Here is a 25981-nt window from a genome sequence, read left to right as displayed (position 1 = left end):
GCGATCGTGTATGCTGCATTGTCTTTCGTTGGCACCTTGTTCATCGCACGTCACGTCGAGGGAGGTTTTTAAGTTGAACGGATTAACGGTAGCGATTTTGATAAAGCTGTTTTTAGGAATAGGATTAACCTTTAATGTGCTAGGAACTATAGCCTTGTACAGGTTCCCAGATGTATATACCCGTCTTCACGGAACGACAAAATGTACCACATTTGGTTCCATCTTTACTTCGGCATCAGTAGTGGTTTACGCAATATCCAAATACGTAACAACAGGTGAGCCGAGGTTTATAACCTTCACCATTCATGTCATAATCGCAATATTTGCACTCCTGATTACAAATCCTACAGGCGCACATGCTATAGCGCGTGCCGCACATAGAAGTGGCGTTAAACCTTTGGGGATAGTCGACAAGTTGGCGGAAAAAGAGGCGGGTGAGAATTGATCATGATGGACATAGCTCATATTGCTATACTGTTGGCGATTATGATATCCGCTTTTTTTGCAATTTGGTTCGATAATTTGCTGAATTCCGTGATCTCTTTGTGCGCAATGAGCCTGCTCATTTCGTTGGAGTTTTATATCTTGCAAGCGCCTGATGTAGCCATCGCGGAAGCTGCCATCGGAGCTGGGTTGACCACGGCCATCTATATAATGGCCCTTAGAGCTTGCCAGTCATCCGGCTGGCGCAGGAAGGGGAACGATAAAGATGAAAGGTCCTAGGATAATTTATTTAATCTTTTTCGTGGTCTTCGTGGGAATTTTGTGTCAAGGGTTATATGATATTCATCCCTTTGGCGAACCAAGAGAACCTGCCATGGATGATTACTTTATAGCCAACGCGCAAAGCGAGCGTGCGGCCAATAACGTGGTAACATCGATAGTCTTTGATTACCGTGGTTTTGACACCTTGGGAGAGGCTGCAGTGCTTTTTACTGCTGTAATGTCCGTCGCTGCGCTCTTCCGAAAGGAGGAGTAGACACTATGAAACCTTTATCGATAGTCGTCAGAACTATATGCAATATTTTTGCTTGGTTTGTGGCAATCTTTGGAGCTTATGTGATCATTCATGGACATTTATCTCCAGGTGGAGGATTTCAGGGCGGTGCCATAGTTGCTACCTTTATTGCTCTTCTGTTAGTTGCCCATGGCGGAAAGCGCTTTTTTGAATGGGTAAAAATGGATATCTTCACTGCCTTCGAAGGCCTTGGGCTAATTACTTTTGTAGGTATTGGATTTTTAGGCCTATCCACAACTTTTTTGTACAATTTTTTGGCGTTAAAAGGCGGACTATTCGGCTCTCCTGTTACCATAGGTCCTAACGCAGGTATTTTGAACAGCTCAGGAACGATTGCTTTGGCAAATATGGCTGTGGGTCTTGAGGTCGTTGGCGGTTTGTCAACGATAATCATATTCATGTTCTTAGGCATGCGTTATGTGATGGAAGGTGGCAAGGAGGGAAGCGAAGATGATAAATAATATGCCCATGATTGCAGTCGGCGCATTGTTCGTCATAGGGTTATATGGAGTGTTATTTAAGCGCAATATCATAAAAATAGCGATTGCTGTGAGCGTAGTAGAATCCTCTACAAACCTTTTTCTTATAGTTTTAGGCTATAGGACTGGAGGCTCCATTCCCGTTTACACCTTGGCCGGTGATTTTAAGAAAATGGTTTTACCTACTCCGCAGGCATTAACGCTTACCGCGATCGTAATTGGTTTAGCTACTACGGCGCTTTTGTTGACCTTGATCATGCTTTTATACAAGCACTACGAAACTTTAGATGTCTATGAGATAAGGAGGCTAAGGGGATGAGCTGGCAGGTACATCTTCCCGCCTTGGTCCTTTCCGTGCCATTGTTAGGAGCTTTTGTGGCGTTGCTAATGGTGAAGCCGATACTGCGCAATTTGTGGTTTACCTTTATTTTGGTGGCAACCACCGTGTTAGCCTTCCTTTTGTGGAGACGAGTCGGGATATCTGGAACTATGGTATATGTTATGGGTGGGGAAAAATGGAATTTGACCTTACCTTCGGGTATGGCATTGCCCATACGCATTATCATGGAGGTTGACGCCTTTGGGGCTTTTATGATTTTAACAGGTTCTTTGGCTACCTTGGCGAGCGGTTTATTTTCAATAAGATTTTTAGATCGCGTACACGATGGCAATAAGTTTGTAGCCCTATTCTTCCTCCTTTTTACTGGAATGCTTGGCCTTGAGGCGACTGGAGACCTCTTTAACTTTTTTGTCTTTCTGGAAATAGCTTCAGTGGCGTCATTTGGGCTGATCGCCTTTTGGAGAGATTCACCTGAGGCGGTAGAGGCTAGTTTTAAATATGCTGTCTTATCAATTTTTGTCGCACTTTTGTTCTTGATTGGGGTGGGCATCCTTTACGGCATCTACGGAACGCTTAACATGGCTGCTGTTGCCAAAAACATGCAAGTTGGTTTTCTTGAAAAAGTAGCGCTAGTACTTTTCATAACTTCTATGGCAATGAAATGCGGGGCTGTTCCATTGCATATGTGGGAGCCAGATGCGTACGGTCAGGCGCCTGCTGGAGTTTCTTGCTTTCTTGTTGTTGTGGGACAAGCTTCGCTTTATGGCATGTTTAGAATTGCTTTTTCCGTGTATGGACAGGCGTTTCAAGGGTCTGTTCTTGCGTGGATTATCATAGTTTTTGGCTTACTTTCCATGTTCATAGGCGTAATTATGGCCGTGATTCAAAAGGAAGCCAAGCGATTGATGGCTTACCATTGCATTTCTCAGACGGGTTACATGCTTATGGGGATCGGCTTAGGTTTGCTAGCGCTATCAAGTCCGCAAGCGATGAGTGAATATGGCTTTACAGCGATGAAGGGTGGCATTTTTCATATTATAAACAATGCCATGTACAAGGGCTTGTTATTTTTGACGGCGGGATCGCTTTTTTACGCTACGGGTACGACAGAGCTCGATAAGCTGGGCGGTATATCCAGAAATATGCCCTATACGACGATGATGTTTGCCGTGGCAGCCGCAGCAATTGCAGGTTTGCCTCCGTTCAACGGGTTTGTGTCGAAGCTTTTGATATACGAATCGTCCTTTGTCGTTCATCCCTTTTTAGCTGTAGTGGCGATGGTTACATCCATACTCACGCTTGCTTCATTCGTGAAGGTTTTTCAATCGGGGTTTTTGGGTCCATCAAGGGAGGAACTGGCTTCTACTAGGGAAGTTCCTCTAACCATGATCGTAGGCATGTCTGTTTTGTGTTTGATGATCTTGGGGTTGAGCTTGATGCCAAATTGGGCGTTATCTAATTTGATCGAACCAGCTGCTCGTGATTTGGTCAATCAGGCCAGCTACATTCAGGCGGTAATGGGGAGTGGATTGTGATGACGATTGGGACCCTATACACAGGTTTTGGTTATTGGAACGTCTATGCCTGGATAATGTTTTTTGCCATTGGGGCGTTGGTAGTTTTATTCATTCGCTTTACGGGCAGGAGCGATTACGAAAAGGGTACATATCAAGACGAAGTGTTTTACGGTGGTAATCCAGTTCCGCAAGATGGAGAGGATCTGGCTGTCCCAGCCAGTTCGTCTTACTGGGGATTTACAAAAGCCCTTGCCAGTTTTTATGAAGTACTGGTAAATCTTCATACGGGCATCCTTTCCGACTATATGGGCTTTCTCATCGTCACGGCTGCTATCATTTCGCTTTTGATTCTTTTGTAGGAGGATCGTGTTATGTTTAAGATGGACATAAAAAAAGAGCTTGGAATTTTACCAAAGTCAATATGGGCTTTTCACTGCAACAGTGGATCCTGTAATGGCTGTGATATTGAAATAGTGGCTCTGCTTACGCCGCGGTATGACATAGAACGCTTCGGAATGAAGTTGGTGGGATCTCCAAGGCATGCCGATGCGCTCCTTGTGACTGGTCCAGTTACGAAATATATGACTGATCGGTTGCGCCGCATTTACGCTCAAATACCTGGTCCGAAGGTCGTCGTAGTCGTAGGCAACTGCGGTGCCTCTGGTGACGTATTTTATAAATCATACAATTTGGATGGACCAGTGGATAACATACTTCCAGTAGATGTATATGTTCACGGATGCCCTCCCAGGCCCGAAGCCATCATAGATGGAGTGACCAAGGCGATCGTTAAGCTCGAGGAAAAAAGAAAAGAGCTTCTTGAGTCGGGAGGCGGTGGCAATGTATAAGGCAATGCTAAACTTTGAAGCCAGACCAGCGGAGGAGCTAAAATCCTTTTTGGAAGAAAAATTAGGAAATAAAATTAAAAATATAGAAATAAGAGCCAGAACTGCCGGCAAGGAGGAAAAAGTGGCCTTCCATGACCTTTGGATCTCTTGCAGCAAAGACGCCCTCATCGAGTTGGTCGATCTTCTTTCTGAATTTGACTTTCCCATATTTCACGTTATCTCGGGTGATGATGTAGGAGATTGCATTTTGCTAAATTATCATTTTTCTTTATTTTCAAGCGCTGGGCGCGGCAAAAGACTTGGCGTCGTCGTCTCGGTATTAGTGCCGAAAAATGAACTTTCAGTGCCTTCCCTTTACGATCGCATTCCGGGAATAGAATATAGCGAGCGAGAAATGCACGAGATGTTGGGCGTGTTTTTCGAAAGCTTACCAGATCGATCACTGGTTTTTTTGCCCGAAGATTGGGATGAGAAAGTTCACCCATGGCGACGCGATGAGTCGGGGCTTTCTTCGAGACACATAAGGGAACTTTCTTAGAAGGGTGATGAACAATGGCTGAGGAAAATAAGACTTATACCATTCCTATTGGCCCTGTACACGTCGGCTTGAAGGAGCCCATCACCGCGTGGTTGCAGGTGGACGGTGAAAGGATAGTCGACGTACGCATAAGACCTGGCGCCATACACAGGGGAATAGAATACATGGCAAGAGAAAGAAATCCCATTCAGGTGATCTACTTAGCTGAAAGGATTTGCGGGATTTGTTCTTTTGCCCATATAGTCTCCTTCGTGCGCGTAGTGGAAGATGCTACGGGTATCCCCGTGCCGCCCAGAGCAAAATATATACGGACAATCCTGCTCGAGCTTGAGCGTATTCATTCCCACATCCTGTGGGCGGGTGTGGCCTGTTACACCCTCGGGTATGACTCGGCCTTTAATCTGGGCATGTTGCTTCGAGAAAAGGTCATGGACGTATTGGAGGCCATGACGGGAAACAGAGTGAATTACGGGGTAGGAACTATAGGAGGTGTACGCCGGGATATCACTCCTAAGGTTGCAAAAGCTATAAATGAGATGCTCGATTATTATAACCGTGAGTTTTCGTACTTTTATAATGTAGTCACCGAAGATCCGATCGTGAAAGCAAGAATGAGAAATGTAGGCGTGCTTTCACAAGAAAACGCCATAAGATATTGCGCAGTAGGCCCGACTGCAAGGGCTAGCGGATTGCGCATGGACTTGAGATGGTCATCTCCCTATGAGGCGTACGAAGACCTGGAAGTGGAGCCTGTCGTTCCTCAGGATTACTTAGGAAAAGTTCATGGAGATGTCTTTGACAGGTTTTTTGTTAGGGTTATGGAAGTCTATCAGTCCTTAGATATAGTAAAAAAGTGTATGGACGGATTGCCTGATGGACCTATCATGCACGAGCCAAAGCCTGCAAAATTGCTTAGCCTTTTAAAGGAAGCTGAGGGCGTAGGGCAATCTTCTATAGAGGCTCCCAGGGGCGATGATACTCATGCCATCAAATTAACCAAGGGAGAAGAGAACATTACATGGTGGAAGGTAAGGGCGCCGACTTATGCGAATGCAATGTCGTGGCCCATCATGTTTAAAGACCAGGAAATTGCCGATGCGCCATTAATCATCAACAGCATTGACCCATGCATTTCTTGCATGGAAAGAATGCTAGTTGTGGACGAAAAGGGCTCATCTACTATGACCACCAAGGAAGAGCTCATTAAGTTATGCCGCGACAAGACTAGGAGGCTGATGCATCGATGAACTCATTACTCGCAAGGGTGATATCAGGATTTGCACTATTTTGTCTTGTCATAATCATTGCGCTTTTATATGAAGGTATTGACAGGATCGTGCATGCCAGGATGCAGAGGCGTTTTGGCCCGCCTTTGCTGCAGCCCTTTTACGATGTAATAAAATTGCTGGGCAAGGAATCTATAGTGCCGAGAAGGGCTGTTAGGACGGTATTTCAGGCGTCTCCATGGATGGCAATGGTGCTAGTGCTAGTGATTTTCCTTTATATACCAATCGGCTCTATACCGCCCATTTTGGCGGGAAACGGAGACATGATATTAATCCTTTACCTTCTGGCAGCATCTGCCGTGATGATGGTCGTAGGAGGTTTTGCCAGCGGTTCTCCTTACGCCAATGTAGGTTCTCAGCGAGAGATGGTTTTGATGATGAGTTACGAACTTCCTTTGGCTTTAGTGGTGTTGACTCTAGCATGGGTGGTGTATAAAAAAGGAGTTCCCGGGGCTCCCTTTAGCCTTGAGACCTTTGTCGCCGTTCCCGTATGGAAGACCGTTGGTCTTGTAGGTGCCATGGGCTTACTCGCCCTGCTATTGGCACTGTTGGGCGTCATTCCGGCGGAGGTGGGCAAGGTTCCCATGGATATAGCCGAAGCAAAGACCGAAATTTTAGAGGGGTTATTGACCGAATATTCAGGAAGAAATCTGGCGCTTTTCAAACTCACGTTTGCCCTGAGGTCCCTTGCTATGTCTGCGCTGTTGGTACCTTTATTTTTCCCGTTTTCATTAGGAAAGTTGCTCGGTTTGAACGGAGCCTATTTTGTCGTAATTGATTTTTTATGGTTTTGGGTAAAGGTTTTACTTGTTCAGATTGTGGCAATTACTATCGTGAGGACCATGTACGGAAGGTTTAAGATATGGCAGGCTTCCCAGTTTTATTGGTTTCAAATGGGAGGATTGGCGCTAGCGGGGATGATCCTCGTCTCGCTTGACGTGATGCTTTTTTAGGGGGGACATAAATTGATAAATAAGATGTTTCTTATGATTTTAAAACAGTTTATTAAAAAGCCTTTCACCAACTTGTTTCCGCTTGCGCGCATACCAGATCACTTGACGGCAATTCTAAAGAAAGTTGAAGCAGGGGAGGCGAAGATTAATACGCCCCTGCCTACGCCTGAAGGTTTTAGGGGAAGAATATCATATGATAAGGGCAAGTGTATCGGATGCAGGTTGTGCATCCGAGTATGTCCCGCAAATGCAATATCCTACATTGCTGAAGAAAAGAAAATAATGGTGCATATCGATAGGTGTTGTTTTTGTGCCCAGTGCACCGAAATATGTCCCGTGCAGTGTTTATCGATGAGCGACGAATTTTTGTTATCCTCCTTCGATCGAAAGAAGCAAGTGGTTGCAGGAAGCAATTAGCGACTAAATTAAGAAAGACCCGAGCATGAAATTTGTGTGTTCCTTTCAAGCTCGGGTCTTAAGGACGTGTGAAACACCCCTTGTCCCGTTTAATTAACCCAAAATTCCCCAATGGGCGAGCCTTTTTTTAGTTTCCTCCCTGCCCAGTAGCTCTATAACCTCAAATATACCGGGGCTTACCTTGGTGCCGGTTAGCAATATTCTCAAGGGCATGGCTATTTTTTTCAAAGGGACTTTTTTGTTCGCGCTCCACTCCCTGGCAAATTCTTCCAAAGCCTTCGAGTCCCATCGGGAGAGCTTTATCATATCATTGCAAAAGGGACGAAGCACTTCCCTGACGTTTTCTGTGTATTCAAAGTCCACCCTTTCCTTGACTGGTTCAAAGGTTAAAAAGTAGTCTGTATATTCTGCCAGTTCCTTTAAGGTTTGCCCTCTCCCGTCCATTATTTCTAGGACCTTTGCCAGGTATTCCGGACTATGTTTTTCGATGGGAAGGTCAAGGGCCACCCAGAAAGGTTTTACCGCTTCTAAGCGCCTCTCGGGATCCATGCGCTTAATGTGTTCTTGGTTGATGTGGCGTAATTTATCCATGTCAAATACAGAGGCGCGTTTGTTGACGTCTTTGATGTCAAACCATTTGATTGCCTCTTCTACGGAAAAGATCTCACGATTATCCCCGGGAGACCAACCCAAAAGGGCCAGGAAGTTAAAAAGCGCTTCAGGCAAAAAGCCCATTTCCTTATATTCAAGCACGCTGGTAGCGCCGTGTCGTTTAGAAAGCTTCTTTTTATCCTTTCCCAATATCATTGGAAGGTGGGCAAATTCGGGCAGTTTTATCCCCAAGGCTTTGTAGAGCAAAATTTGTTTTGGGGTATTAGCGATATGATCTTCGCCTCTTATCACGTGTGTTATAGCCATAGTGAAATCGTCAATGACTACAGCGTAATTATAGGTCGGCGTACCATCGCTTTTTATGAGTACAATATCTTTTAATGTCTCGCTTTTAACCTCAATGTGACCGTAAACTATGTCGTCAAAGGAGACGACCTCTCCAGGCATGACCCTGAAAATGACGGCTTCACCTTCACGGTAAGCCAATCCTTCGTTTAAAAGCTTGTCTGCGTAACTGTGGTATATGTCCAACCTTTCTGATTGACGATACGGACCGTATGGCCCACCAATTTGTGGCCCTTCGTCCCAGTGAAGGCCGAGCCATTCAAGACCTGAATATATATTTTCCTCATATTCTTTGGTGGAGCGTTCTCTGTCCGAATCCTCGATGCGAAGCACAAATTTACCACCCTCGTGTCTGGCCCAAAGCCAGTTAAAAAGCGCAGTATGGGCACCTCCGATGTGAAGGTTTCCCGTCGGACTTGGCGCAAAGCGAACTCTAACTTCTTCGGTCATATTTTAATACCTCCTGATATTAAGAGCATTTGATGTAATATGCTGATAGCTTGCTGCTAAATCATGTTCGACTTAATAAACTTGCTAGAAGTTATTTTTGTAGTCGCGCATCACTTGTATTACAATTGTATCAAAACTATAAAGGAGATGTGTCATCTTTTGAGCGGAGAAAGGACTCTTTTGGTGGACGGGCATGCTTTGGCCTTTAGGGCATACTATGCATTACCCGAGCTAAACGCGCCAGATGGGACACCTACCAACGCTGTGCTGGGGTTTTTAAATATGCTACTTAAGGTAATAAACGACGAAAAACCAGATCGAGTAGTGATATTTTTTGATGCAAAGGGCGAGACCTTTCGACACAAGGCATATGAAGAGTACAAAGAAGGAAGGCCGCCAGCACCAGAGGAATTTAAAGCGCAAATACCCATACTTAAAGAGCTTATGAAGCACTTCGGCTACCCTGTAGTGGAGATAGAAGGCGTAGAGGCTGACGATGCCATTGCTTCTTGTGTGCGCTCTTTAAAGGATAAAGGGGAGATTTTGGTCTTGACAGCTGATAAGGATATGCTCCAGCTGGTCAGGGCCAACGCAAAGGTGTTGAGGCCCATAAAGGGAGTCTCAACGTTTAAGATTTATGACGAAAAGACCTTTGAGGAGGAATTTGGCTTCCCCCCTTCATCTTTTCCAGATTACCTGGCTCTTATTGGAGACAAGGCGGACAATATCCCAGGCATCCCTGGGATAGGACCCAAGAGGGCGTCGGCGTTAATACAAAAGTACGGTAGTTTAGAAAATATTTATGAGTATTTGGACGAATTGCCACCCAGGATTACTTCAAATTTGAAGGAGAAAAAAGAAGAGTTATTTCAATGGAGAGAACTTATTCGCCTGCGCGATACGCTAGAAATAGATCCAAAGGTATTCGAGCAAAATGGGCATCGAGACGATAAGGCTTTAGTCGATATATTCGAAAAATTGGGTTTCAGGCAAATACCAGAAAGGCTCGGGCTCAAGGTCCAGGATGAGAGGATCAAAAAAACCCCCGATATCGTGGATAGATCCGAAACGGCGAGTCAACTAACCAAAGCACATGACGATGAAAATAAAACCGTTTCCTTGTCTTTTGAGGCCGAAGGGCGGTACCCTCAAAGCTTTAAGATGACAAAGTGCGCTGTGGCAAAAAAGGACGGCTCGGTATACGTGATCGACACAAGGGAATCTGAAGATTACGACAAATTGATGGAAAAGATAAAAGGTCAAAGGTTATTGCTTTGGGGTTTCAAGGAATTAACAACAGCCTTAAAACGGTCACCCTGTGCTCCAGACGACGTCTGGGACGGGAAAATAGCTTACTACTTACTGCATCCAGACATGTCAACGTCAAAAGAAGGTTTAAAGAAGATAAAAGAGGCGAGAAACAGCGAGGCGGGACTGAAAGAGGAAGCTTTGTCACTTTTTGATATATGTAAAAAGCTGTCTGCACAGATGGATCACGAGCTACTCGAACTAATGTACCGAATAGATGTGCCACTATCGCTCGTGCTCTCGAAGATGGAAATGCACGGAATACGCATGGACCTCGATCTTCTTTGGAAAATTAAGGAAAAGCTTGAAAGGACTTTAGAAGACGTCAATGCTTCCATTGACATGGCCGCTGGTTCAAAGGTCAATCTAAATTCCCCGAAACAGGTAGGATGGTTGCTCTTTGAGCACCTGGGATTGCCCGTGATCAAAAGGACAAAGACGGGATATTCCACGGATGTTACCGTACTTGAAGAGCTAAGTCGCCTGGATCGCCCCGAGGCTTTAGTTGCAAAACTTCTCTTGGATCATCGTGAGTTATCCAAGATGCTTACGGGTTTTGTGCAGCCGTTGATCGATGCGATTGATCCAAAAACTGGAAAGGTACACACAACCTTTGAGCATACAAGTACGGGGACAGGTCGTTTGAGCAGCAGAGATCCCAACCTTCAAAATCTCCCTGCATATGGCGATTGGGCAATAAGGCTTAAAGAAGCTTTCATACCGAGCCGTCAGGGAGGCAAATTTATTGGGGCTGATTATTCTCAGATAGAACTGAGGGTGCTAGCGCATATATCTGGTGACGAAAAGCTTCGTGAGGCTTTCGAAAGAGGCAGAGACATCCATGCCGAAACTGCTGCGTGGGTCTTTGGCATAGATTCCGAAAGGGTTTCCCCCGAGTTAAGGAGAATGGCCAAAATGATAAATTTTGGCCTGCTTTACGGCATGACGCCTTACGGCCTTGCCTCAAGACTCGGGATCGGAAGAGAAGAGGCAAAAGCCATTATTGAGCGCTACTTTTCGGGTTTTCCCAAAGTGAGGGAATATATAGAAAAAAGCTATGAAGAAGCGAAAAAAAGAGGATACACTCTTTCTTTGTTCGGCAGGAGAAGGCCCTTGAGCGAGGTTACCACCGTTGAGGGTAATAATACTGCGGCATTAAAAAGAGTGGCCATAAATACTCCCATTCAAAGTACCGCCGCCGATATAACGAAGCTTGCTATGATACGTTTTGATGAAGCTCTTCAAACAGAGCATATTGATGCAAATTTAGTTTTACAGGTGCACGATTCTTTAATATGTGAGTGTTATTCTAAGGATGAAGCTCTGGTGTCCGAGCTTCTTAAAAGAAACATGGAAGAAGTAGTGAAGCTTTCCGTGCCACTGGAGGTTGACATAAAAAGTGGGTACACCCTGGCGGAAGTGTGATGTCTTTGTTTACCTTCGTATTGTGAAGGCAGAGGCAAACAACCATAGGGCGAGCCAATACAAGTGAGTGCTTTGCGGTAAGATTATGAACCCAACTCCAAAAATAAGTAGTGAAAGGACCGAGAAAAGGCGAGTGGTACCATGAGAGACGTTCTCTGTCCTTTGGCTTGACACAGCAGCAGAGGTAGTTGAGGAGATGTCAAGAAATGCGCGCTTGATCTTTTCCTTGCCCAGCTCCATTAAAAGCAGGGGCTTGAGGTTTAATATTGAGGTTACCTCTTGGAAACTCTCGTCTAACAGTTCCTCAAATCCGATTTCCGGATAAAGGGTATGGAGCGTTCCCTCAAGCATAGATAGAGCTTTAACTTGATAAAGCAGGGGCTTGGGTATTTTTATCCCCCAGATGGGGCTTTGTGAAATCAGGTCTTTTAACATATCTGGTAGTGAAAGTTGACCCAAAGGTCTGTGGAGATAATCTTCAAGAAAGTCATAGATTTCATTCTCAAGGGCCAAAGGATCAACATGGCCCTGAATTACCCCTAGTGATGCAAGGCTGCTATAAACTAAACTTACATCTCTTCGCAAAAGCCCCCAAAAGAGGAGCATGGATTTACGTCTGATCTTTTCGGATAAAAAACAGGTAGCGCCATAATCTAAAAGCACCAAAGAATTCTCGTCTATTAGGATGTTGCCGAAGTGCGGATCGGAATGGACCATGCCGTCTTTTAGGAATTTAAACAAGTATGTTTTGGTCAAAGAGAGAGCCATATGGCGGCGTCTAAACCGGGATAGCCCCTGCACTGCTTTATCTAATCTGATGCCACTGTGAAAGGACATGGTTAGTACGTTTTTGGTGCATAATTCGGGGTATCCTTTCGGTACTTTTACTTCCCACTCGGGGGGCAATCCCTCGCCATACTTTCTCATACAGGCAAGTTCTCTGAGCAAATCGAGCTCCTTTATTATGTTGGTCGAGAACTCATCCAACGTATCCTTGAGATCTATGGGAAATGCCTGTGTTTTGGGCAGTCTTTTGATCAAAAACCTCATGATTTTTATGTCCTCATCGATGAGTTGCTCTACACCCGGCCTTAAGATTTTCATTGCAGCCACATGCCCGTTTTTTAAGGTGCATTTGTGTACCTGAGCCAAACTTGCTGCTCCAACGGGATTCGGATCCCAAAAAGTCACTTCATTCATCGATGTTCCTAGTTCCTTATTTACGAGATTTAATACCTTGTCTGTAGGCGAGGGAGGTAGTTCGTCCAGAAGATGTGACAATGCCTCAGCAATTATTGGGGGCAATATGTCATAATGACAGCTTAACATTTGACCAAGCTTTATGAAGGAGGGCCCAAGCCGTTCAAATCTTGCCTTTATGTCTGCAACCTCATCCTCAGGAATGGTCTTATAGCTGCGTAAGCTCAAGTTGCGTAACTTGAGAAATAAAGGTATGGCATTTAAAGCCAGCTCGCTGCCCCTCGTTAAAATGCCCAAAAATATCACCTCTTTGTTAGATGATTATATTATATATGGAGATATACCTATTTTGATAAAATGCTTGTTGGTATATACTATAGGGCATTGAGAGTGAATTTTGCTTTGACGAATCATGCAAGAGGAAAGGGGAAGGTTAAATGGTTTTGAAGACGCTTCGTACCAAGACAAAAGGAATCATGATTATCGTCGCCGTTGCATTTGTGATCTCGATCTTTGCCGGGTATGGATTTTACTCTAGAAAGGGCGATTCTTCTGCTGGCAAGGACCGAGTTGTAGCAAAGGCTAATGGCACTAACATTATGCTTTCGCAGATAGACATGGGCGTCAGACAACTTATGGAGCAGATGGGAATTAGCAACTTAGCGCAAGAACAGTATTACGTATTGAGGAAACACATTTTAGATCAAATCATTTTGGACATGGAGCTGGACAAGGAAGTAAAGAAAAATAAGATTGAAGTTGCAGATGAAGAAATAGAAGCTGCGATGGAGCGGATAGCTGCTCAATTCCCAACAAAGGAAGCATATCAGGATTATTTAAAGGCATATAATATACGAGAAGAAGATCTAAAAAAGGAGCTTAGTAGGCAGCTTGCCCAACAAAAGCTGTTACAGGCCGTTGTGAAAGTTGATGACACTATCACAGAAGAGGAAGTTAAAGAGTTTTATGAGGTCAACGGCGATACTTATTTCGTTCGACCGGAGGGTCTTTGGGTCAATTATGCAATCTTTTCCGATGGCAAAATTGCGCAAGAAGCAAGGGATGCCTTAGCGGATGGACAGCCTTGGGATGAGGTAATGGAACGTTATAGCGATAAGATATTGCATAGCACGCCCTATGATAATCCTTTATTATTGTCCATGGCAACCATAGAAGCTCAGGAGGGAATGGCTTCTTTGAGGGAATTAAAGGCGGGAGACGTGAGTCAACCCACCCAACTGGATACAGATCAGATAGCAGTTTATTTAGTCAAAGAGCACCAAAAACAAGAGAAAATTCCCTTTGAAGAAGTTAAAGACAGCATCAAATTAGCGTTGAACCAGCAAAAGATGCAAGCCCAACGTCAGGCTTATTTGCAGGAATTAATAGACAACGCTGATGTCAATATTGTCGACGCGTCTGTGTTCGAGGCACCACAACGGCAAGAACAGCCTCAACAACCTGATGGTCAACAAGATGTTGATGAACAGCAGTCCGAAACTAGCACAAACGAGGCAGCTCAACAAAGTGACTTGCCATCTCAAGAATCACAAGAATCGCAGTCTGTCCAACAATCCCAAAGTGACAGCGAGACAAAGTAAGGTCGATGGCCTTTAACTATTTCTAGCGAAGAAATAGGCTATTCTAGGTTTTACGAGCGTATTTTCATAAAAGAGCCAGTTAGGGATTGACATAAATCCGGTTACTTTCTAGAATGACTATGCAAGGTGGGATGGCCGAGTGGCTGAAGGCACTCGCCTGCTAAGCGAGTAGGGTGGCTGAAACCGCCCTCGAGGGTTCGAATCCCTCTCCCACCGCCATTGTTTCTAGAAGGTGCGCCGGTAGCTCAACTGGATAGAGCATCGGACTACGGATCCGAAGGTTGGGGGTTCAAGTCCTCTCCGGCGCGCCATGATTTAAAAAACACGGGCATAACCTGCAATCTCGACACTTTTCGTTAAACTTGCAATTTAGGCAAAAATGCATAATCTGTTGTCCATGAAAAAGCTATTTTTACACTCCCTTGCCATCAATGCGAGGCGAAAGGGAGTGTTTTTTATGGCTGTGGTTCTTATGCCTTCCAGGATAGTTTAAACTGCGCTGAAGGCTCAGGAGATCCTCTTTATTTTAACTTTACGTATTATCCACGTTACCACGCCAAAAAAGTCCTCTTGCCATTCCTGCGGCAAGTCAGATTTTTCTTGAGTAGAGGTGGTTTTTGTGTTTTCATTGACCCAGGATGCAATATCTGATGAGGTAATTTCCTTGAGGCGCAGTGTGTTGTCTTTTATCACTATGGCAACGTCGCCTTCTACGGGATTCAGCGAGCGGTCTACTACTAAAATATCATTATTTCCGATGCCTAGCTCGGGGCAGTCACCGGAAGCACGAAAAAAATAAGTCGATGCGTGGTTACGTATGATCAGTTCGTTTAAGTCTAAGGCGTGAGCTTTTTCCGCTGCAGGTGTGGGAAAACCCGTGGTAGTGTTGAAGCGTCGCATTTCCGGCACCTCCAATTACGTGCTTACAAGGGGAATCTCATCCCAATAGGATGTATAACGAGGCGAACGCATGGTTGCACTAGCTATCCATTTTTGACTTTCCGGTTTTCCGCCGGCAGCGAGCCAAATGATGGGCTTATTGGCCTCAAGGTTCATTTTATCGATCGTCTGCATTAAGACATCCAATTTCATGGATCGCCGTAGATCGCAGAACAGTCCCTTTTGTCGCGCCTCACTTGGAACAATTTCAGAAAGTAAAACACCAACCCTTTTATATTTCTTTCCTCTAATGTAAGCTAATTTAAGCCCTTCTAAGGCGGCTTTGACGATGGAAGGAGCGTCATTTTTAGGAGTCACAAGGCATACACTTCTGCTGCCCCAGTAGAAATCTTGGGTATGAAAGCTTGTAGCGATGTAGGTCGTGACGGCGTTGGCTAGCGACCTTTGTGCTCTTAGTTTCTCCGAGGCCAAAGAAGCATAGAAGGCCACGGCCTGAGAGAGTTCGTCGTAGCTCGTCAAATGAGCCCCGAGCGACCTCGATACGCAAATGGTCTTTCTGTTGTCTGGAGTTTCTTTAAAGCCGAAGCACCTGAACCCTCGAAGTTCGTATACCGTCCTTAAGCCGACAACGGAGAGGTGTTTCTTGATCCACCCATCTTCCGCGTATTTGAGATCGCGAGCGGTGCGTATACGAACAGCTCGAAGCTTTTTGGACTGACGAAACCCTATCCCCCATACGTCTTCTACGTTCACATCAGCAAGAACGGAATCAGGATCCACTTGCGAAGCGATATTGTATACACCTTCACTGCTTGTCTTTGCTATTTTGGTGGCTATTTTTGCCAAAGTCTTGGTCTGACCGATACCAATGGATACGGGAATCCCGACCAATCTTTTTATGGATTTACGCAGTCTTTTGGCAAAAGCGTCTTCATCGGCTAATTTTAAGGAGTCGAGCATCATGAAGCTTTCATCGATGGAGTAGGGCTCTATCTCTGGGCAAAAGTCCTGTATTGTCGCTAGGACCCTGTTTGAAATATCTTGGTAAAGGGCGTAATTTGAGCTGAAGACGGTCACGTCGTTTTTTGTGACCAGTTCCTTGACTTGAAAGTATGGCACGCCCATGGGGATTCCCAAAGCCTTGGCTTCTCGCGACCTGGCGATGACACAGCCGTCGTTATTGGATAAGACGATCACCGGTTTTCCTTTTAAATCGGGCCTAAATATTCTTTCGCACGAAGCATAAAAACTGTCGCAATCGACGAGAGCTATCATTTTGATGACCCCCATAAATCGTTAATCCCTATTAACAAATATATTCGCTATAGGTAAAATATCAATGAGTCTAAAGAATCATTTTCGCTTGTAGCGAATATTGATTTCGCGTGTAGCGCACTATTTAGGATGGAGGTAAAGGTGCCATGTTAGGAGAACGCATTAGGAGGTTGAGAAAGGAAATGGGGATGTCAGTTACGGAACTGGCAAGGCGAGTTAAAACAAGTCCATCTTATATTAGTGAAATAGAAAAAGGAGAAAAAACGCCGAGCCTTAATTTATTGGTCAGAATAGCGAGTGAGCTCAGAACCGGCATAGATTACCTAACCGGACTTGAAGGTTTTGCCGAGAAAGCCTTGAATGTGACTGAGGTTGTGCTTTTAGATCAAGCTTCTGTAACAGCAGCAGGGAAGGGGATGGATCAAACGGGGGTTTACCCGGCTGTTGAAGAAATGATATATGTACCAGACGACGCTTTAGGTCCTGTGGGAGATATTCCTCCCTTTGCGGTAAGAGTCTCGGGCGAAAGCATGATCGGAGCCGGAATTACGGATAACTCCATAGTCGTTGTCAACCCTAACGGGGAAGTAGGGCAAGGGGATGTGGCTTTGGTGACCATTGGAAATGAGTGGACGGTAAAGTATATATACACAAAAGCTGATGGTTCGTTAGAGTTGAGGCCGGCAAACCCCTCTTACAGCCCCATGTTTTTTAATAAGGAGGACTTGACCTCCGGCTTGGTAAAAATAATTGGAAAAGTCGTCTGGATAATAGGTAAGCCCAAGAAAGAATTTTGATGTTTATTGTAAGAAATTTAGTATTTAGTTTAGGGTAAAATTGACAAGGTGGTAAAATATGGCGACAAGATGGTTAAACCTTGAAGTTGACGTTATGGCGAGGTCGTGGTATTTTTCTAAAGCACCGGCTATTAAGGTGCTACTTAAAAAAGGTATGCCAGACAGATGCAAAATCGCATTTTACATGAAAAGTTTATGAAGATTGCTCTAGAGGAAGCACGAAAGGCTTTCGATGATGGAGAAATACCCATTGGTGCCGTCATTGTGCGCGGCGAAGACGTAATTGCCCGAGCTCACAACACCAAAGAATATTTAAAGGATCCCACAGCGCATGCTGAAATAAACGTCATTAAAGCCGCATCTGTGGTATTATCTAGAGGAGAGTTTTCTCAGTGCACTTTGTACGTAACCCTTGAACCTTGCATAATGTGCGCGGGTGCTGCGCTGCAGGCAAGGTTAAAAAGGGTAGTATTTGGTGCTCTTGATCCGAGGGCCGGTGCGTGCAGGTCTTTGTACAGGGTCCTGGAAGACAAAAGACTTCCTTGGCGTTGTGAGGTAGAAGCGGGCGTACTTGGCGCTCAATGTAAAGCAATTTTGCACGATTTTTTTTACTTACTGCGTAATGACGGGAGAGGTGGCCGAGCGGTCGAAGGCGGTCGACTCGAAATCGACTAGGCGGTGATGAGCCGTCTCGTGGGTTCAAATCCCACCCTCTCCGCCATTTAAGAAATAGCTTTTATTTAATTGATTTGGTATGATTAACTTGCTAGGGGAAATCCATTAAAAGGAGAGGTGGCCGAGCGGTCGAAGGCGCTCGCCTGGAGAGCGAGTAAGCGGCAAAAAACCGCTTCGTGGGTTCAAATCCCACCCTCTCCGCCATTATTTTTGGACTTTAAGTTGCGGTCCTCCTTATGGCTTAGTCCCATGCGGCGATGTCCTGTGAACCCCGCCAGGCCCGGAAGGGAGCAACGGTAAGCAGTGTACATCGGGTGCCATGGAAAAGCTGGGCCTGTAGGAGGGCCGCTTTATAAAGCAGGTTAAACAGTATTGCTTCCCGACTTGCATTCTTCTTGTGCCGATGCCGGGGGCACCAGATCGATAAGGGCACCTATGAGTTTTTCTAATTGCGCGATGTTGTCTTCCGAACTTGTGCTTTCCTTAATGCAGTTGTATAGGTTGTTTTTTACAATTTCCACACATATCTGTTGCATCGCCTTTCTTGCAGCGGATAACTGAGTCAGCACCTCTACGCAGGGCCTATCTTCTATGATCATCCGTTGAATTCCCCTTAATTGACCCTCAGCCCTTCTAAGTCTATTTAAAATTGCCTTGCGTTCTGCCGGGAGCTCTTCTAGATGTTCGGTGAGCTTTTTTGCCATGATAGTTTCCCCCTTTGTTACGATACATTCTTAAAAATACCCCTTTGATCACAATTTTAACAATAAGGACCTTGAAGGTCAATCTAGTTATATGGTATACTCCCATGTGGCTTTTATAAAGCACATGGCTGGACGGAGGCGGGGGTGCCTCTTTGAGGTTCCGGCGCCGGATGATGGTCATGGAAGAATAAAACCATGGGAGGGATTTGCTTGTCGGTAGTAACGATGAAACAGCTTTTAGAGTGTGGAGTCCACTTCGGGCATCAGACTCGAAGATGGGATCCAAAGATGAAGCCCTATATTTTTACGGAGCGCAACGGTATTTACATAATAGATCTACAAAAGACCGTCAAGGCTATTGAGAGGGCATATGATTTCTTGAGGGAGGTTGCCAAAGGAGGAGGTTCTGTCCTCTTTGTTGGCACTAAGCGTCAGGCCCAAGAGACGATTCGAGAGGAAGCGGAGCGTTGTGGCCAGTTTTATATTAATCAAAGATGGCTGGGTGGTTTGCTTACCAACTTCTCGACCATTTCAAAGAGAGTTCGCCGCATGATTGAGCTCCAAGAGATGGAGGAAAAAGGAGAATTTCTGAAATATCCGAAGAAAGAAGCAATCAAGCTTCGCAAAGAAAAAGAAAGACTTGAGAAGTATTTGATCGGAATTAGAGATATGCGAGATTTGCCTGACGCCTTGTTCGTGGTAGATCCGCGCAGGGAGTACATCGCGGTTGCTGAAGCCAGAAGGCTTTACATCCCTATAATCTCTATCGTTGATACCAACTGTGATCCGACGGTGGTCGATTTTCCCATACCTGGAAACGATGACGCTATCAGGGCTATCAGGTTGATAACACAATTAATGGCTGATGCTATTATCGAAGGACGCCAGGGTGTCGATAGCATGGCGGCTCAAAAAGAAGTGGTACCAGTCGGTCCTGATGATGAGGAGCCATCGGAAGAGATTGAGGTAAGGGAAAAATTGCACGAAGTTTACGGTGAATTTGAAGAAGAACTTGTCGAAGATGAACTTGAAGAGCGCAAAGGCTGGAAGGAGGAATAATGAATGGCCGTGAATACAAAGCTTGTCAAAGAGCTGCGGGAACGCACCGGTGCGGGTATACTAGACTGCAAAAAAGCCTTAGAAGAATGTGGGGAAGATGTAGAAAAGGCCATAGACTACCTCAGGGAAAAAGGCATTGCTAAGGCCGCTAAAAAAGCCGGGAGGGCTGCAACCGAGGGATTAGTATTCAGTTATATACACATGACTGGTAAGATTGGCACGCTTCTTGAACTAAACTGCGAGACGGATTTTGTGGCCAGGACCGACGAATTTCAAACGCTGGGCAAGGAGATAGCGATGCATATTGCCGCTGCCTCTCCATACTATATATCCCCTGAGGATGTACCTGCTGAGGATTTAGAACGAGAGAAGGAAATATATCGCAAGCAGGCCCTAGAAGAAGGCAAGCCTGAACATATAGTGGATAAGATAGCCGAAGGACGTCTTAAAAAGTTCTATGAAAATACATGCTTGCTTGAACAGGCGTGGATAAGGGATCCCGATAAAAAGATCAAGGATCTAATAACCGAAGCGATAGCAAAACTGGGCGAAAACATAGTTATCGGAAGATTTGCCAGGTTTGCAATAGGGGAATAGTTAGAAATATGTTGAGGGGTTGGGGCTTTCCTGACCCCTCTTTAATTTAATAAATACACTACATCGGAGGTTGGCGTGCTTTGGGGTGTGATGATCTCAAATATAAGCGTGTGTTGCTGAAGTTATCCGGTGAGGTTTTGGCCGGCGATAAATCGTTTGGCATTGACTTTGATGCTGTTGCCAAAATCTCAAAGGAAATAGTTGAGGTGGCCCAGCATGGGATTCAAATAGCGATGGTAGTAGGAGGCGGCAACATTTTTCGGGGCTCTCAAGCTGCGGCCGTTGGGATGGACAGACCACAGGCAGATTACATGGGCATGCTCGCAACCGTTATAAACGCACTGGCTTTACAGGATAATTTGGAGCGTTTGGGTTTGCCCACAAGGGTTCAGACAGCTGTGAACATGCAGGAAATTGCTGAGCCTTTTATTAGGAGGCGCGCCTTGAGACACTTGGAAAAAGGGCGCGTGGTTATTTTTGCGGCTGGAACGGGATCTCCTTACTTTTCAACTGATACGGCAGCTTCGCTTCGTGCAGCAGAGGTTGGAGCGGATTGTTTGCTTAAAGCCACAAAAGTAGAAGGCATTTACGACAAAGATCCGATGAAGTATGAAGATGCAAAAAAACTGTCATTTGTGACGTACCTGGAGGCATTAAGCAAACAGCTTAAGATCATGGATGCTACGGCCTTTTCGCTTTGCATGGAAAATTCAATTCCCATCATAGTTTTTGATATACTTCAAGAGGGAAACCTTAAAAGGTTATTGATAGATGGCGAACCAATAGGCACGTTAGTTTCTGCGAGAGGGGGGAGTGGTGGTTATGGCTGTGGATAGGAAAATTTTAAAGGATATGCGAGAATCGATGAAAAAAGCCGTTGAGCATTTTAAGTCAGAGATGGTTGGCATACGTGCTGGGCGAGCCCATCCCGCTTTGGTTGAAAACATTAAGGCGGATTATTATGGAGTACCAACGCCTATCAAACAGATGGGGACCATATCTATACCTGAACCGCGACAAATCCTGATATCCCTTTGGGATAAGACGGCAATAAAAGCCGTTGAAAAGGCCATACAAGCATCGCAGCTTGGTGTAATGCCTCAAGTAGATGGGGAAAACATTAGAATCACACTGCCGGAACTGACGAAGGAAAGAAGGGTAGAGCTATCGCGATTAGTGAAAAAATTTGCCGAGGAAGCCAGAATTGCTATAAGGAACATAAGGCGCGAAGTCCTAGATGAATTGAGGCGGCAGGAAAAAGAAGGGGAAATCAGCGAGGACGAACTTAAGCGCCTTCAACAGGAAGTGCAAGATATAACGGATGAATATATCGAAATGGTGAACAAAATATTGGAAGAAAAAGAAAAGGAAATCTTGGAAGGTTAGCACAACCAACTCCCGTCGAATATTTTATAAAATAAAAGCCCTTGGCAATGGAGGGTTCAAAGTGACAGAAAAGGTGGTAGTCGCCTTAGGAGGCAACGCAATACTTCAAAGTGGACAAGAGGGAACCTTTGAGGAACAGATGGAAAATGTTAAGTCCACTGCTATGCAAATAGTGAGGATGCTTGAAGCAGGTTATGAGGTGGTAGTCACTCATGGCAACGGACCACAAGTAGGCGCGATCTTGATTCAAAACGAAGCGGGAAGCAACTTGGTGCCGCCAATGCCTATGGACGTATGTGGGGCCGAGAGTCAAGGCATGATAGGTTATATGTTGTGCCAGGCTTTAAAAAACTGCATGCTTGGTAAAAAGTTAAAAGGGTGGGAACCTTGTTGTGTCGTGACGCAGGTCGAAGTTGACCCCGATGACCCTGCCTTTGTCAATCCTACCAAGCCGGTAGGGCCTTTCTATACCGCCGAGGAAGCTGAAAAGAGGATGATCGAGAAGGGCGAAGTATGGATCGAAGATTCGGGGAGGGGATGGCGCCGTGTTGTTCCTTCGCCAGATCCGAAACATATCGTCGAAATAGAAGGGATCAGGCACTTATTTGACGAGAGGTTTTTAGTCATAGCCTGTGGCGGAGGCGGGATTCCCGTCATTAAGAAAAAAGATGGCACTTACCAAGGTGTAGAGGCTGTAATTGATAAAGACCTTGCAGGTGAAAGGTTGGCCCAAGAAGTTGGAGCCGATATATTCATGATTCTAACGGATGTTCCCAAAGTTGCCATCAATTTCAAAAAACCCAACGAAAAATGGCTCGACGTAGTGACTCCCGAAGAACTAAGAGCTTACGAGGCTGAAGGTCACTTTAAAACCGGGAGCATGGAACCCAAAGTCAAAGCTGTCATTAGGTTCATAGAAAATGGAGGCAAAAGAGCAATAATCGCTAAGTTGGACTCCGCTTTGGAAGCTTTAAAAGGCGAGACGGGGACTCAGATAGTTTCTGTTAAAGAAAAAAGTTCCATATTGTAATAAATTTGTAATAAATTGTATTGTAATGATAAGAAGTTTAAAATTAAAAACCGCGAGGAGGTTGTTTTTAACGGCGACAAACCTAATGCCTCGCGGTTTTTTGCGTCAAGTAAGTCTTTACTTGCGTTATCTTATAGTCGCTACCATCTCCTTGAAGCGCCTTATTCCCTCTTCTATTTCTTCCATTGAATTGGCGTAAGAGAACCTTACGAACCCAGGAACCAGGAAGGCGCTACCTGGAACTATGGCTATATATTTACTCTCCAGGGCCATCTCGCAAAATTTGACGTCATCGTCAATAGTTTTACCTTCGTACGTCTTTCCTAAGCAGTTTCTGATATCTACAAACACGTAAAAGGCCCCTTTCGGTTCCACAAGTGTTATGTTAGGTATTTCACGGAGCAAGGAGACCATCTTTTTTCGCCTTTCATCGAATGCCTTGTGCATCTTCTTTACGTCTTCCTCGGCTCCTCTTAGGGCTCCAAGCGCGGCCCATTGGGCGATGGAACAAGGATTCGAAGTAAGATGGCCCTGAAAGTCGCCGATCTTTGACATGGCCTCCTGTGGGCCAAGTGCATAACCAATTCTCCAACCGGTCATTGCGTAAGCTTTACTGGCTCCATTGATTAATATTGTGCGATCGCGCAATCTGGAATCCAGCGAAACGATGTTTATGTGTTCTAGTTCGTCGTAGACCAGCCTTTCGTATATTTCGTCGTAAATGATCCACAAGTCGTGTTTGACGACTAAGTCAGCTATAGCTTGTAAAGTTTCTTCGGGATACACGACGCCTACCGGATTAGAAGGCGTGTTGATTATCATGCCTCGTGTGTTGGGGGTCAGCGAAGCCTCAATACTTGAAGGAGAGGGCAAAAAATTCGATTGGGTGGTATCAATAATTACGGGTTTTCCGCCACATAGCTTAATCTGTTCGACGTAGCTCACCCACGCCGGAGCAAATATCAAAACTTCATCGCCAGGATCCACAAAACATCCAAGCGACTCAAAAATGAGGGGTTTTGCGCCGGAACCAATGATCACTTCCTTGCTTGGGTTATATTTAAGGCCAAAGCGCCTTTCGTAGTACTTGGCCACTTCTTCTTTCAGTTCCGGTATTCCGGTTGCGGGTGTATAGTGAGTTTCTCCCTTATCTATAGCTTCTTTTGCTGCGTCAAGCGCAGCCTTTGGAGAGGTGAAATCCGGTTCGCCCGCACCAAAGGATATTACTGGTTTTCCTTCGCGCTTCATGGCCTTGGCTTTTCCGCTGATGGCCAAAGTCGCGGATGGCTCCATGTTTTTTGCCCTTGTCGAAAACTTCATCGAAACATCCCTCCTGAAATTGCATGCTATTATTATGTATTATAAAGCATTTACTCATCTTGAGCTATTTTGTTAAAAAGCCCGATTAAGTAAAAAATCGCCTATTATGATATTATCTGGTTAAAATAAAGGATATTGTTTAATCTAAGGCAAGTTGCTTGTAACCGGTTAAATGTGAATTTAGGCCCTATCCGCTCGAGGAAAACGATCATACGTGGTAAAATAAGCTTACCATTGCACCGGAAATGACTGGAGGCGATATTGATGGATATAAGGTTTGTCACGCGCAATGTTAATATTTCGGACACATCTAAGGCCTATATGGAGTCGAAACTATCCAAGCTTGAGAAATTCTTTGATCGTATTTTGGACACCCAAGTTGTTGTCAGTTATACCCGCGGAATGCATGTAGTTGAGATAACTTCAGATGTCAATGGTGTCATAATGAGGGGTGAGGATTATGCTCCCGATATCCGCAAAGCCTTTGACAAAGCGTTAAAAAATATCGAGAGGCAAATCAAGCGTCACAAATCCTATCTCCAAGACAGAGTTCAACTAAAAACTCACGATATTTCCTTCGGATTAGAACCTGCTGATACTCGTCCCGTAGAGGAGGAAGCTATATTTTTTGAAAGAAGAAAACGAGTACCCATTAAGGCTATGACACCAGAAGAGGCAACATTGCAGATGAACCTGCTTGGTCATGACTTCTTCGTCTTCAGAAATGCCGACACGGGATTGATAAACGTGGTTTACAGAAGAAAAAGTGGAGGCTATGGTTTGATCGAACCCGAATAGTAAATGTGGACTTTAGAGCCGACAATTTAAAATTCACCTAAGGGGGCGATCAGCCCCCTTAATTTTGGTATAAAATCGAACTGGCAGGTGCAGTGATATGCATGAAATGTCTATTGTAGAGGCGTTGATGGAACAAATAACTAAAATGGCTCAAGAACAAAATTGGGAAGCTGTTACTCGTGTGCGACTAAAGGTAGGAGCTATGCGTCAAATTGTGCCTGATATACTTGTGTTCTGCTTTAACGTAGCTTCAAAGGGCACCATAATGGAAGGTGCAATACTTGAGATGGAAGAAGTTCCTTTGCGCGTTAAGTGTGAAGGTTGTGGCCATATATGGAATGACAAGGAGTTTTTAGGTTTGTGTCCTGAGTGTGGTTCTATCGATGTAAACGTCTTAGGTGGAATGGAACTTGAGTTGACTAACTTGGAGGTGGAAGTAAAACATGCCAAAGCTCGTGAACATTAAAAAGTCCGTGATGGCGGCGGACGAAGAACACGCTTCTTTTATTAGGAACATAATGCGTGAAAAGGGAATATTGATGATAAACATGATAGGTTCTCCCGGATCGGGCAAGACTACAGTGCTGGAGAAGTTATTGCCAGCATTGGATTTGAGATGCGCAGTTATAGAGGGGGACGTTGCAACATCTAAGGATGCTGAACGCATTGCCGCTACAGGAACGCCGGTAGTTCAGATAAATACCCAAGGAGGATGTCACCTGGAGGCCCATTTAGTGAGGAAAGCCTTGCAGGACATACCGATTGATGATATAGATGTCCTTTTCGTCGAAAACGTCGGAAATTTGGTATGCCCAGCGGAGTTTGACCTGGGTGAATCCTTTAAAATGGCCATTTCAAGCGTTCCAGAAGGTGACGATAAACCTCTCAAATATCCCTCATTATTTCACAAGGCGAGGGCCGTGCTGCTCACAAAGGTGGACCTACTGCCCTTCATAAAGTTTGATAAATCAACTTTCTGGAATGACGTAAAAAAGCTAAATCCGAAGGCGTCGAGGTTTGAACTCGCAGCGCTGGAAGACAAAGGTGTGGATGAATTAGTTAATTCCATAAAGGATTGGTTAAACGAGGTAAGGGGAAATTAA

General features: G+C 45.0%; 30 protein-coding genes, 4 tRNA genes and 1 other RNA gene. 29 read left to right on the top strand and 6 right to left on the bottom strand.

Translation table 11 applies throughout. From position 1 onward, the window contains the following. The 12 genes from mnhG to Q7P41_RS10990 form a co-directional block, all read left to right on the top strand. On the top strand, nt 1–445 hold a 445-nt coding region (mnhG, locus tag Q7P41_RS11045; RefSeq protein ID WP_303884260.1), incomplete at its 5' end, for a monovalent cation/H(+) antiporter subunit G. A 2-nt stretch (nt 446–447) separates the two neighbouring features. Continuing rightward, nucleotides 448–723 carry a hydrogenase subunit MbhD domain-containing protein gene (locus tag Q7P41_RS11040; protein WP_303884259.1) on the top strand — a complete coding sequence of 92 codons (276 nt, stop codon included), beginning with the start codon at nt 448–450 and terminating at the stop codon, nt 721–723. Beyond that, nucleotides 710–979: a hydrogen gas-evolving membrane-bound hydrogenase subunit E gene (gene mbhE, locus Q7P41_RS11035; RefSeq protein WP_303884258.1), complete on the top strand. Its 270-nt coding sequence runs from the start codon at nt 710–712 to the stop codon at nt 977–979. The genes Q7P41_RS11040 and mbhE overlap by 14 nt, the downstream gene beginning before the upstream one ends. 5 nt (nt 980–984) lie before the next feature. Continuing rightward, the gene (locus Q7P41_RS11030; RefSeq protein WP_303884257.1) at nt 985–1479 is read left to right on the top strand and encodes an MnhB domain-containing protein; all 495 of its coding nucleotides are present in this window, start codon (nt 985–987) and stop codon (nt 1477–1479) included. After that, complete coding sequence (locus Q7P41_RS11025; protein WP_303884256.1) at nt 1469–1816, top strand: sodium:proton antiporter; 348 nt, start codon at nt 1469–1471, stop codon at nt 1814–1816. Before Q7P41_RS11030 ends, Q7P41_RS11025 begins: the two co-directional genes overlap by 11 nt. Next, the gene (locus tag Q7P41_RS11020; RefSeq protein ID WP_303884254.1) at nt 1813–3372 is read left to right on the top strand and encodes a proton-conducting transporter membrane subunit; all 1560 of its coding nucleotides are present in this window, start codon (nt 1813–1815) and stop codon (nt 3370–3372) included. Before Q7P41_RS11025 ends, Q7P41_RS11020 begins: the two co-directional genes overlap by 4 nt. After that, a complete protein-coding gene (locus Q7P41_RS11015; RefSeq protein WP_303884252.1) occupies nt 3372–3713 on the top strand; it encodes a hydrogenase in 342 nt (113 codons plus the stop codon). The genes Q7P41_RS11020 and Q7P41_RS11015 overlap by 1 nt, the downstream gene beginning before the upstream one ends. Nucleotides 3714–3734: 21 nt before the next feature. Further along, nucleotides 3735–4202: an NADH-quinone oxidoreductase subunit B family protein gene (locus Q7P41_RS11010; RefSeq protein ID WP_303884266.1), complete on the top strand. Its 468-nt coding sequence runs from the start codon at nt 3735–3737 to the stop codon at nt 4200–4202. After that, nucleotides 4195–4740 carry an NADH-quinone oxidoreductase subunit C gene (locus Q7P41_RS11005; protein WP_303884250.1) on the top strand — a complete coding sequence of 182 codons (546 nt, stop codon included), beginning with the start codon at nt 4195–4197 and terminating at the stop codon, nt 4738–4740. Before Q7P41_RS11010 ends, Q7P41_RS11005 begins: the two co-directional genes overlap by 8 nt. 14 nt (nt 4741–4754) lie before the next feature. Then, nucleotides 4755–5987, top strand: coding sequence for a nickel-dependent hydrogenase large subunit (locus tag Q7P41_RS11000; RefSeq protein WP_303884248.1), 1233 nt, complete (start codon nt 4755–4757; stop codon nt 5985–5987). Then, on the top strand, nt 5984–6979 hold the full coding sequence (locus Q7P41_RS10995) for a respiratory chain complex I subunit 1 family protein (RefSeq protein ID WP_303884246.1): 996 nt from the start codon (nt 5984–5986) through the stop codon (nt 6977–6979). The genes Q7P41_RS11000 and Q7P41_RS10995 overlap by 4 nt, the downstream gene beginning before the upstream one ends. Nucleotides 6980–6991: 12 nt before the next feature. Next, on the top strand, nt 6992–7396 hold the full coding sequence (locus tag Q7P41_RS10990; protein ID WP_303884244.1) for a 4Fe-4S binding protein: 405 nt from the start codon (nt 6992–6994) through the stop codon (nt 7394–7396). 93 nt (nt 7397–7489) lie between these two features. Here the strand turns inward: Q7P41_RS10990 and gltX are convergent, their stop codons facing one another. Beyond that, on the bottom strand, nt 7490–8803 hold the full coding sequence (gltX, locus tag Q7P41_RS10985; RefSeq protein ID WP_303884243.1) for a glutamate--tRNA ligase: 1314 nt from the start codon (nt 8801–8803) through the stop codon (nt 7490–7492). A gap of 159 nt (nt 8804–8962) precedes the next feature. Here gltX and polA point away from each other — a divergent pair, with 159 nt between their 5' ends. Beyond that, on the top strand, nt 8963–11536 hold the full coding sequence (gene polA / locus Q7P41_RS10980) for a DNA polymerase I (protein WP_303884241.1): 2574 nt from the start codon (nt 8963–8965) through the stop codon (nt 11534–11536). Between the two features lie 9 nt (nt 11537–11545). Here the strand turns inward: polA and Q7P41_RS10975 are convergent, their stop codons facing one another. Beyond that, nucleotides 11546–13042 carry an AarF/ABC1/UbiB kinase family protein gene (locus Q7P41_RS10975; RefSeq protein WP_303884238.1) on the bottom strand — a complete coding sequence of 499 codons (1497 nt, stop codon included), beginning with the start codon at nt 13040–13042 and terminating at the stop codon, nt 11546–11548. A gap of 131 nt (nt 13043–13173) precedes the next feature. Here Q7P41_RS10975 and Q7P41_RS10970 point away from each other — a divergent pair, with 131 nt between their 5' ends. From Q7P41_RS10970 to Q7P41_RS10960, 3 genes are all read left to right on the top strand, one after another. Then, nucleotides 13174–14337, top strand: coding sequence for a SurA N-terminal domain-containing protein (locus tag Q7P41_RS10970; RefSeq protein ID WP_303884235.1), 1164 nt, complete (start codon nt 13174–13176; stop codon nt 14335–14337). A 125-nt stretch (nt 14338–14462) separates the two neighbouring features. Beyond that, nucleotides 14463–14556, top strand: a tRNA-Ser gene (locus Q7P41_RS10965). Nucleotides 14557–14571: 15 nt separating this feature from the next. Continuing rightward, nucleotides 14572–14648, top strand: a tRNA-Arg gene (locus tag Q7P41_RS10960). Between the two features lie 196 nt (nt 14649–14844). Here the strand turns inward: Q7P41_RS10960 and Q7P41_RS10955 are convergent. Both Q7P41_RS10955 and Q7P41_RS10950 read right to left on the bottom strand, forming a co-directional pair. After that, complete coding sequence (locus Q7P41_RS10955) at nt 14845–15237, bottom strand: S24 family peptidase (protein WP_303884233.1); 393 nt, start codon at nt 15235–15237, stop codon at nt 14845–14847. Nucleotides 15238–15252: 15 nt separating this feature from the next. After that, the gene (locus Q7P41_RS10950; RefSeq protein ID WP_303884231.1) at nt 15253–16512 is read right to left on the bottom strand and encodes a Y-family DNA polymerase; all 1260 of its coding nucleotides are present in this window, start codon (nt 16510–16512) and stop codon (nt 15253–15255) included. A gap of 146 nt (nt 16513–16658) precedes the next feature. On the opposite strand from Q7P41_RS10950, the gene Q7P41_RS10945 reads away from it, so the two are divergent. The 5 genes from Q7P41_RS10945 (at nt 16659) to ffs (ending at nt 18322) form a co-directional block, all read left to right on the top strand. Next, entirely contained in the window at nt 16659–17309 is a 651-nt protein-coding gene (locus tag Q7P41_RS10945; RefSeq protein ID WP_303884230.1) for a LexA family transcriptional regulator, read from the top strand. Between the two features lie 165 nt (nt 17310–17474). Then, nucleotides 17475–17984, top strand: a complete 510-nt coding sequence (locus Q7P41_RS10940) for a nucleoside deaminase (RefSeq protein WP_369693158.1) — start codon at nt 17475–17477, stop codon at nt 17982–17984. After that, nucleotides 17938–18030: transfer RNA gene (locus Q7P41_RS10935), tRNA-Ser, on the top strand. The genes Q7P41_RS10940 and Q7P41_RS10935 overlap by 47 nt, the downstream gene beginning before the upstream one ends. A 65-nt stretch (nt 18031–18095) precedes the next feature. After that, nucleotides 18096–18188: transfer RNA gene (locus Q7P41_RS10930), tRNA-Ser, on the top strand. Nucleotides 18189–18222: 34 nt separating this feature from the next. Beyond that, nucleotides 18223–18322: signal recognition particle sRNA small type (ffs, locus tag Q7P41_RS10925), an RNA gene on the top strand. A gap of 24 nt (nt 18323–18346) precedes the next feature. On the opposite strand, the gene Q7P41_RS10920 is transcribed toward ffs, so the two are convergent. After that, nucleotides 18347–18688, bottom strand: coding sequence for a metal-sensitive transcriptional regulator (locus tag Q7P41_RS10920; protein ID WP_303884228.1), 342 nt, complete (start codon nt 18686–18688; stop codon nt 18347–18349). Nucleotides 18689–18898: 210 nt separating this feature from the next. Here Q7P41_RS10920 and rpsB point away from each other — a divergent pair, with 210 nt between their 5' ends. From rpsB to arcC, 5 genes are all read left to right on the top strand, one after another. Next, nucleotides 18899–19747 (top strand): 30S ribosomal protein S2, encoded by an 849-nt coding sequence (gene rpsB, locus Q7P41_RS10915; protein WP_303884227.1) that lies wholly within the window; start codon nt 18899–18901, stop codon nt 19745–19747. Nucleotides 19748–19750: 3 nt separating this feature from the next. After that, nucleotides 19751–20344, top strand: a complete 594-nt coding sequence (tsf, locus tag Q7P41_RS10910; protein WP_303884218.1) for a translation elongation factor Ts — start codon at nt 19751–19753, stop codon at nt 20342–20344. A gap of 80 nt (nt 20345–20424) precedes the next feature. Then, nucleotides 20425–21180 (top strand): UMP kinase, encoded by a 756-nt coding sequence (gene pyrH, locus Q7P41_RS10905; RefSeq protein ID WP_303884216.1) that lies wholly within the window; start codon nt 20425–20427, stop codon nt 21178–21180. Further along, complete coding sequence (frr, locus tag Q7P41_RS10900; RefSeq protein WP_303884214.1) at nt 21167–21730, top strand: ribosome recycling factor; 564 nt, start codon at nt 21167–21169, stop codon at nt 21728–21730. The genes pyrH and frr overlap by 14 nt, the downstream gene beginning before the upstream one ends. Nucleotides 21731–21791: 61 nt before the next feature. Continuing rightward, nucleotides 21792–22760 carry a carbamate kinase gene (gene arcC / locus Q7P41_RS10895; RefSeq protein ID WP_303884212.1) on the top strand — a complete coding sequence of 323 codons (969 nt, stop codon included), beginning with the start codon at nt 21792–21794 and terminating at the stop codon, nt 22758–22760. A gap of 126 nt (nt 22761–22886) precedes the next feature. Here the strand turns inward: arcC and Q7P41_RS10890 are convergent, their stop codons facing one another. Beyond that, on the bottom strand, nt 22887–24080 hold the full coding sequence (locus Q7P41_RS10890) for a pyridoxal phosphate-dependent aminotransferase (RefSeq protein ID WP_303884210.1): 1194 nt from the start codon (nt 24078–24080) through the stop codon (nt 22887–22889). Between the two features lie 264 nt (nt 24081–24344). Here Q7P41_RS10890 and raiA point away from each other — a divergent pair, with 264 nt between their 5' ends. From raiA to hypB, 3 genes are all read left to right on the top strand, one after another. Next, nucleotides 24345–24878: a ribosome hibernation-promoting factor, HPF/YfiA family gene (raiA, locus tag Q7P41_RS10885; RefSeq protein WP_303884208.1), complete on the top strand. Its 534-nt coding sequence runs from the start codon at nt 24345–24347 to the stop codon at nt 24876–24878. Nucleotides 24879–24975: 97 nt separating this feature from the next. Continuing rightward, on the top strand, nt 24976–25344 hold the full coding sequence (gene hypA, locus Q7P41_RS10880; RefSeq protein ID WP_303884206.1) for a hydrogenase maturation nickel metallochaperone HypA: 369 nt from the start codon (nt 24976–24978) through the stop codon (nt 25342–25344). Next, complete coding sequence (gene hypB, locus Q7P41_RS10875; protein ID WP_303884204.1) at nt 25322–25981, top strand: hydrogenase nickel incorporation protein HypB; 660 nt, start codon at nt 25322–25324, stop codon at nt 25979–25981. The genes hypA and hypB overlap by 23 nt, the downstream gene beginning before the upstream one ends.

This window comes from Acetomicrobium mobile (genome assembly GCF_937920065.1).
The sequence above is the reverse complement of the archived record's forward strand: the minus strand, read 5'-3'. Positions and strand labels throughout refer to the sequence as shown.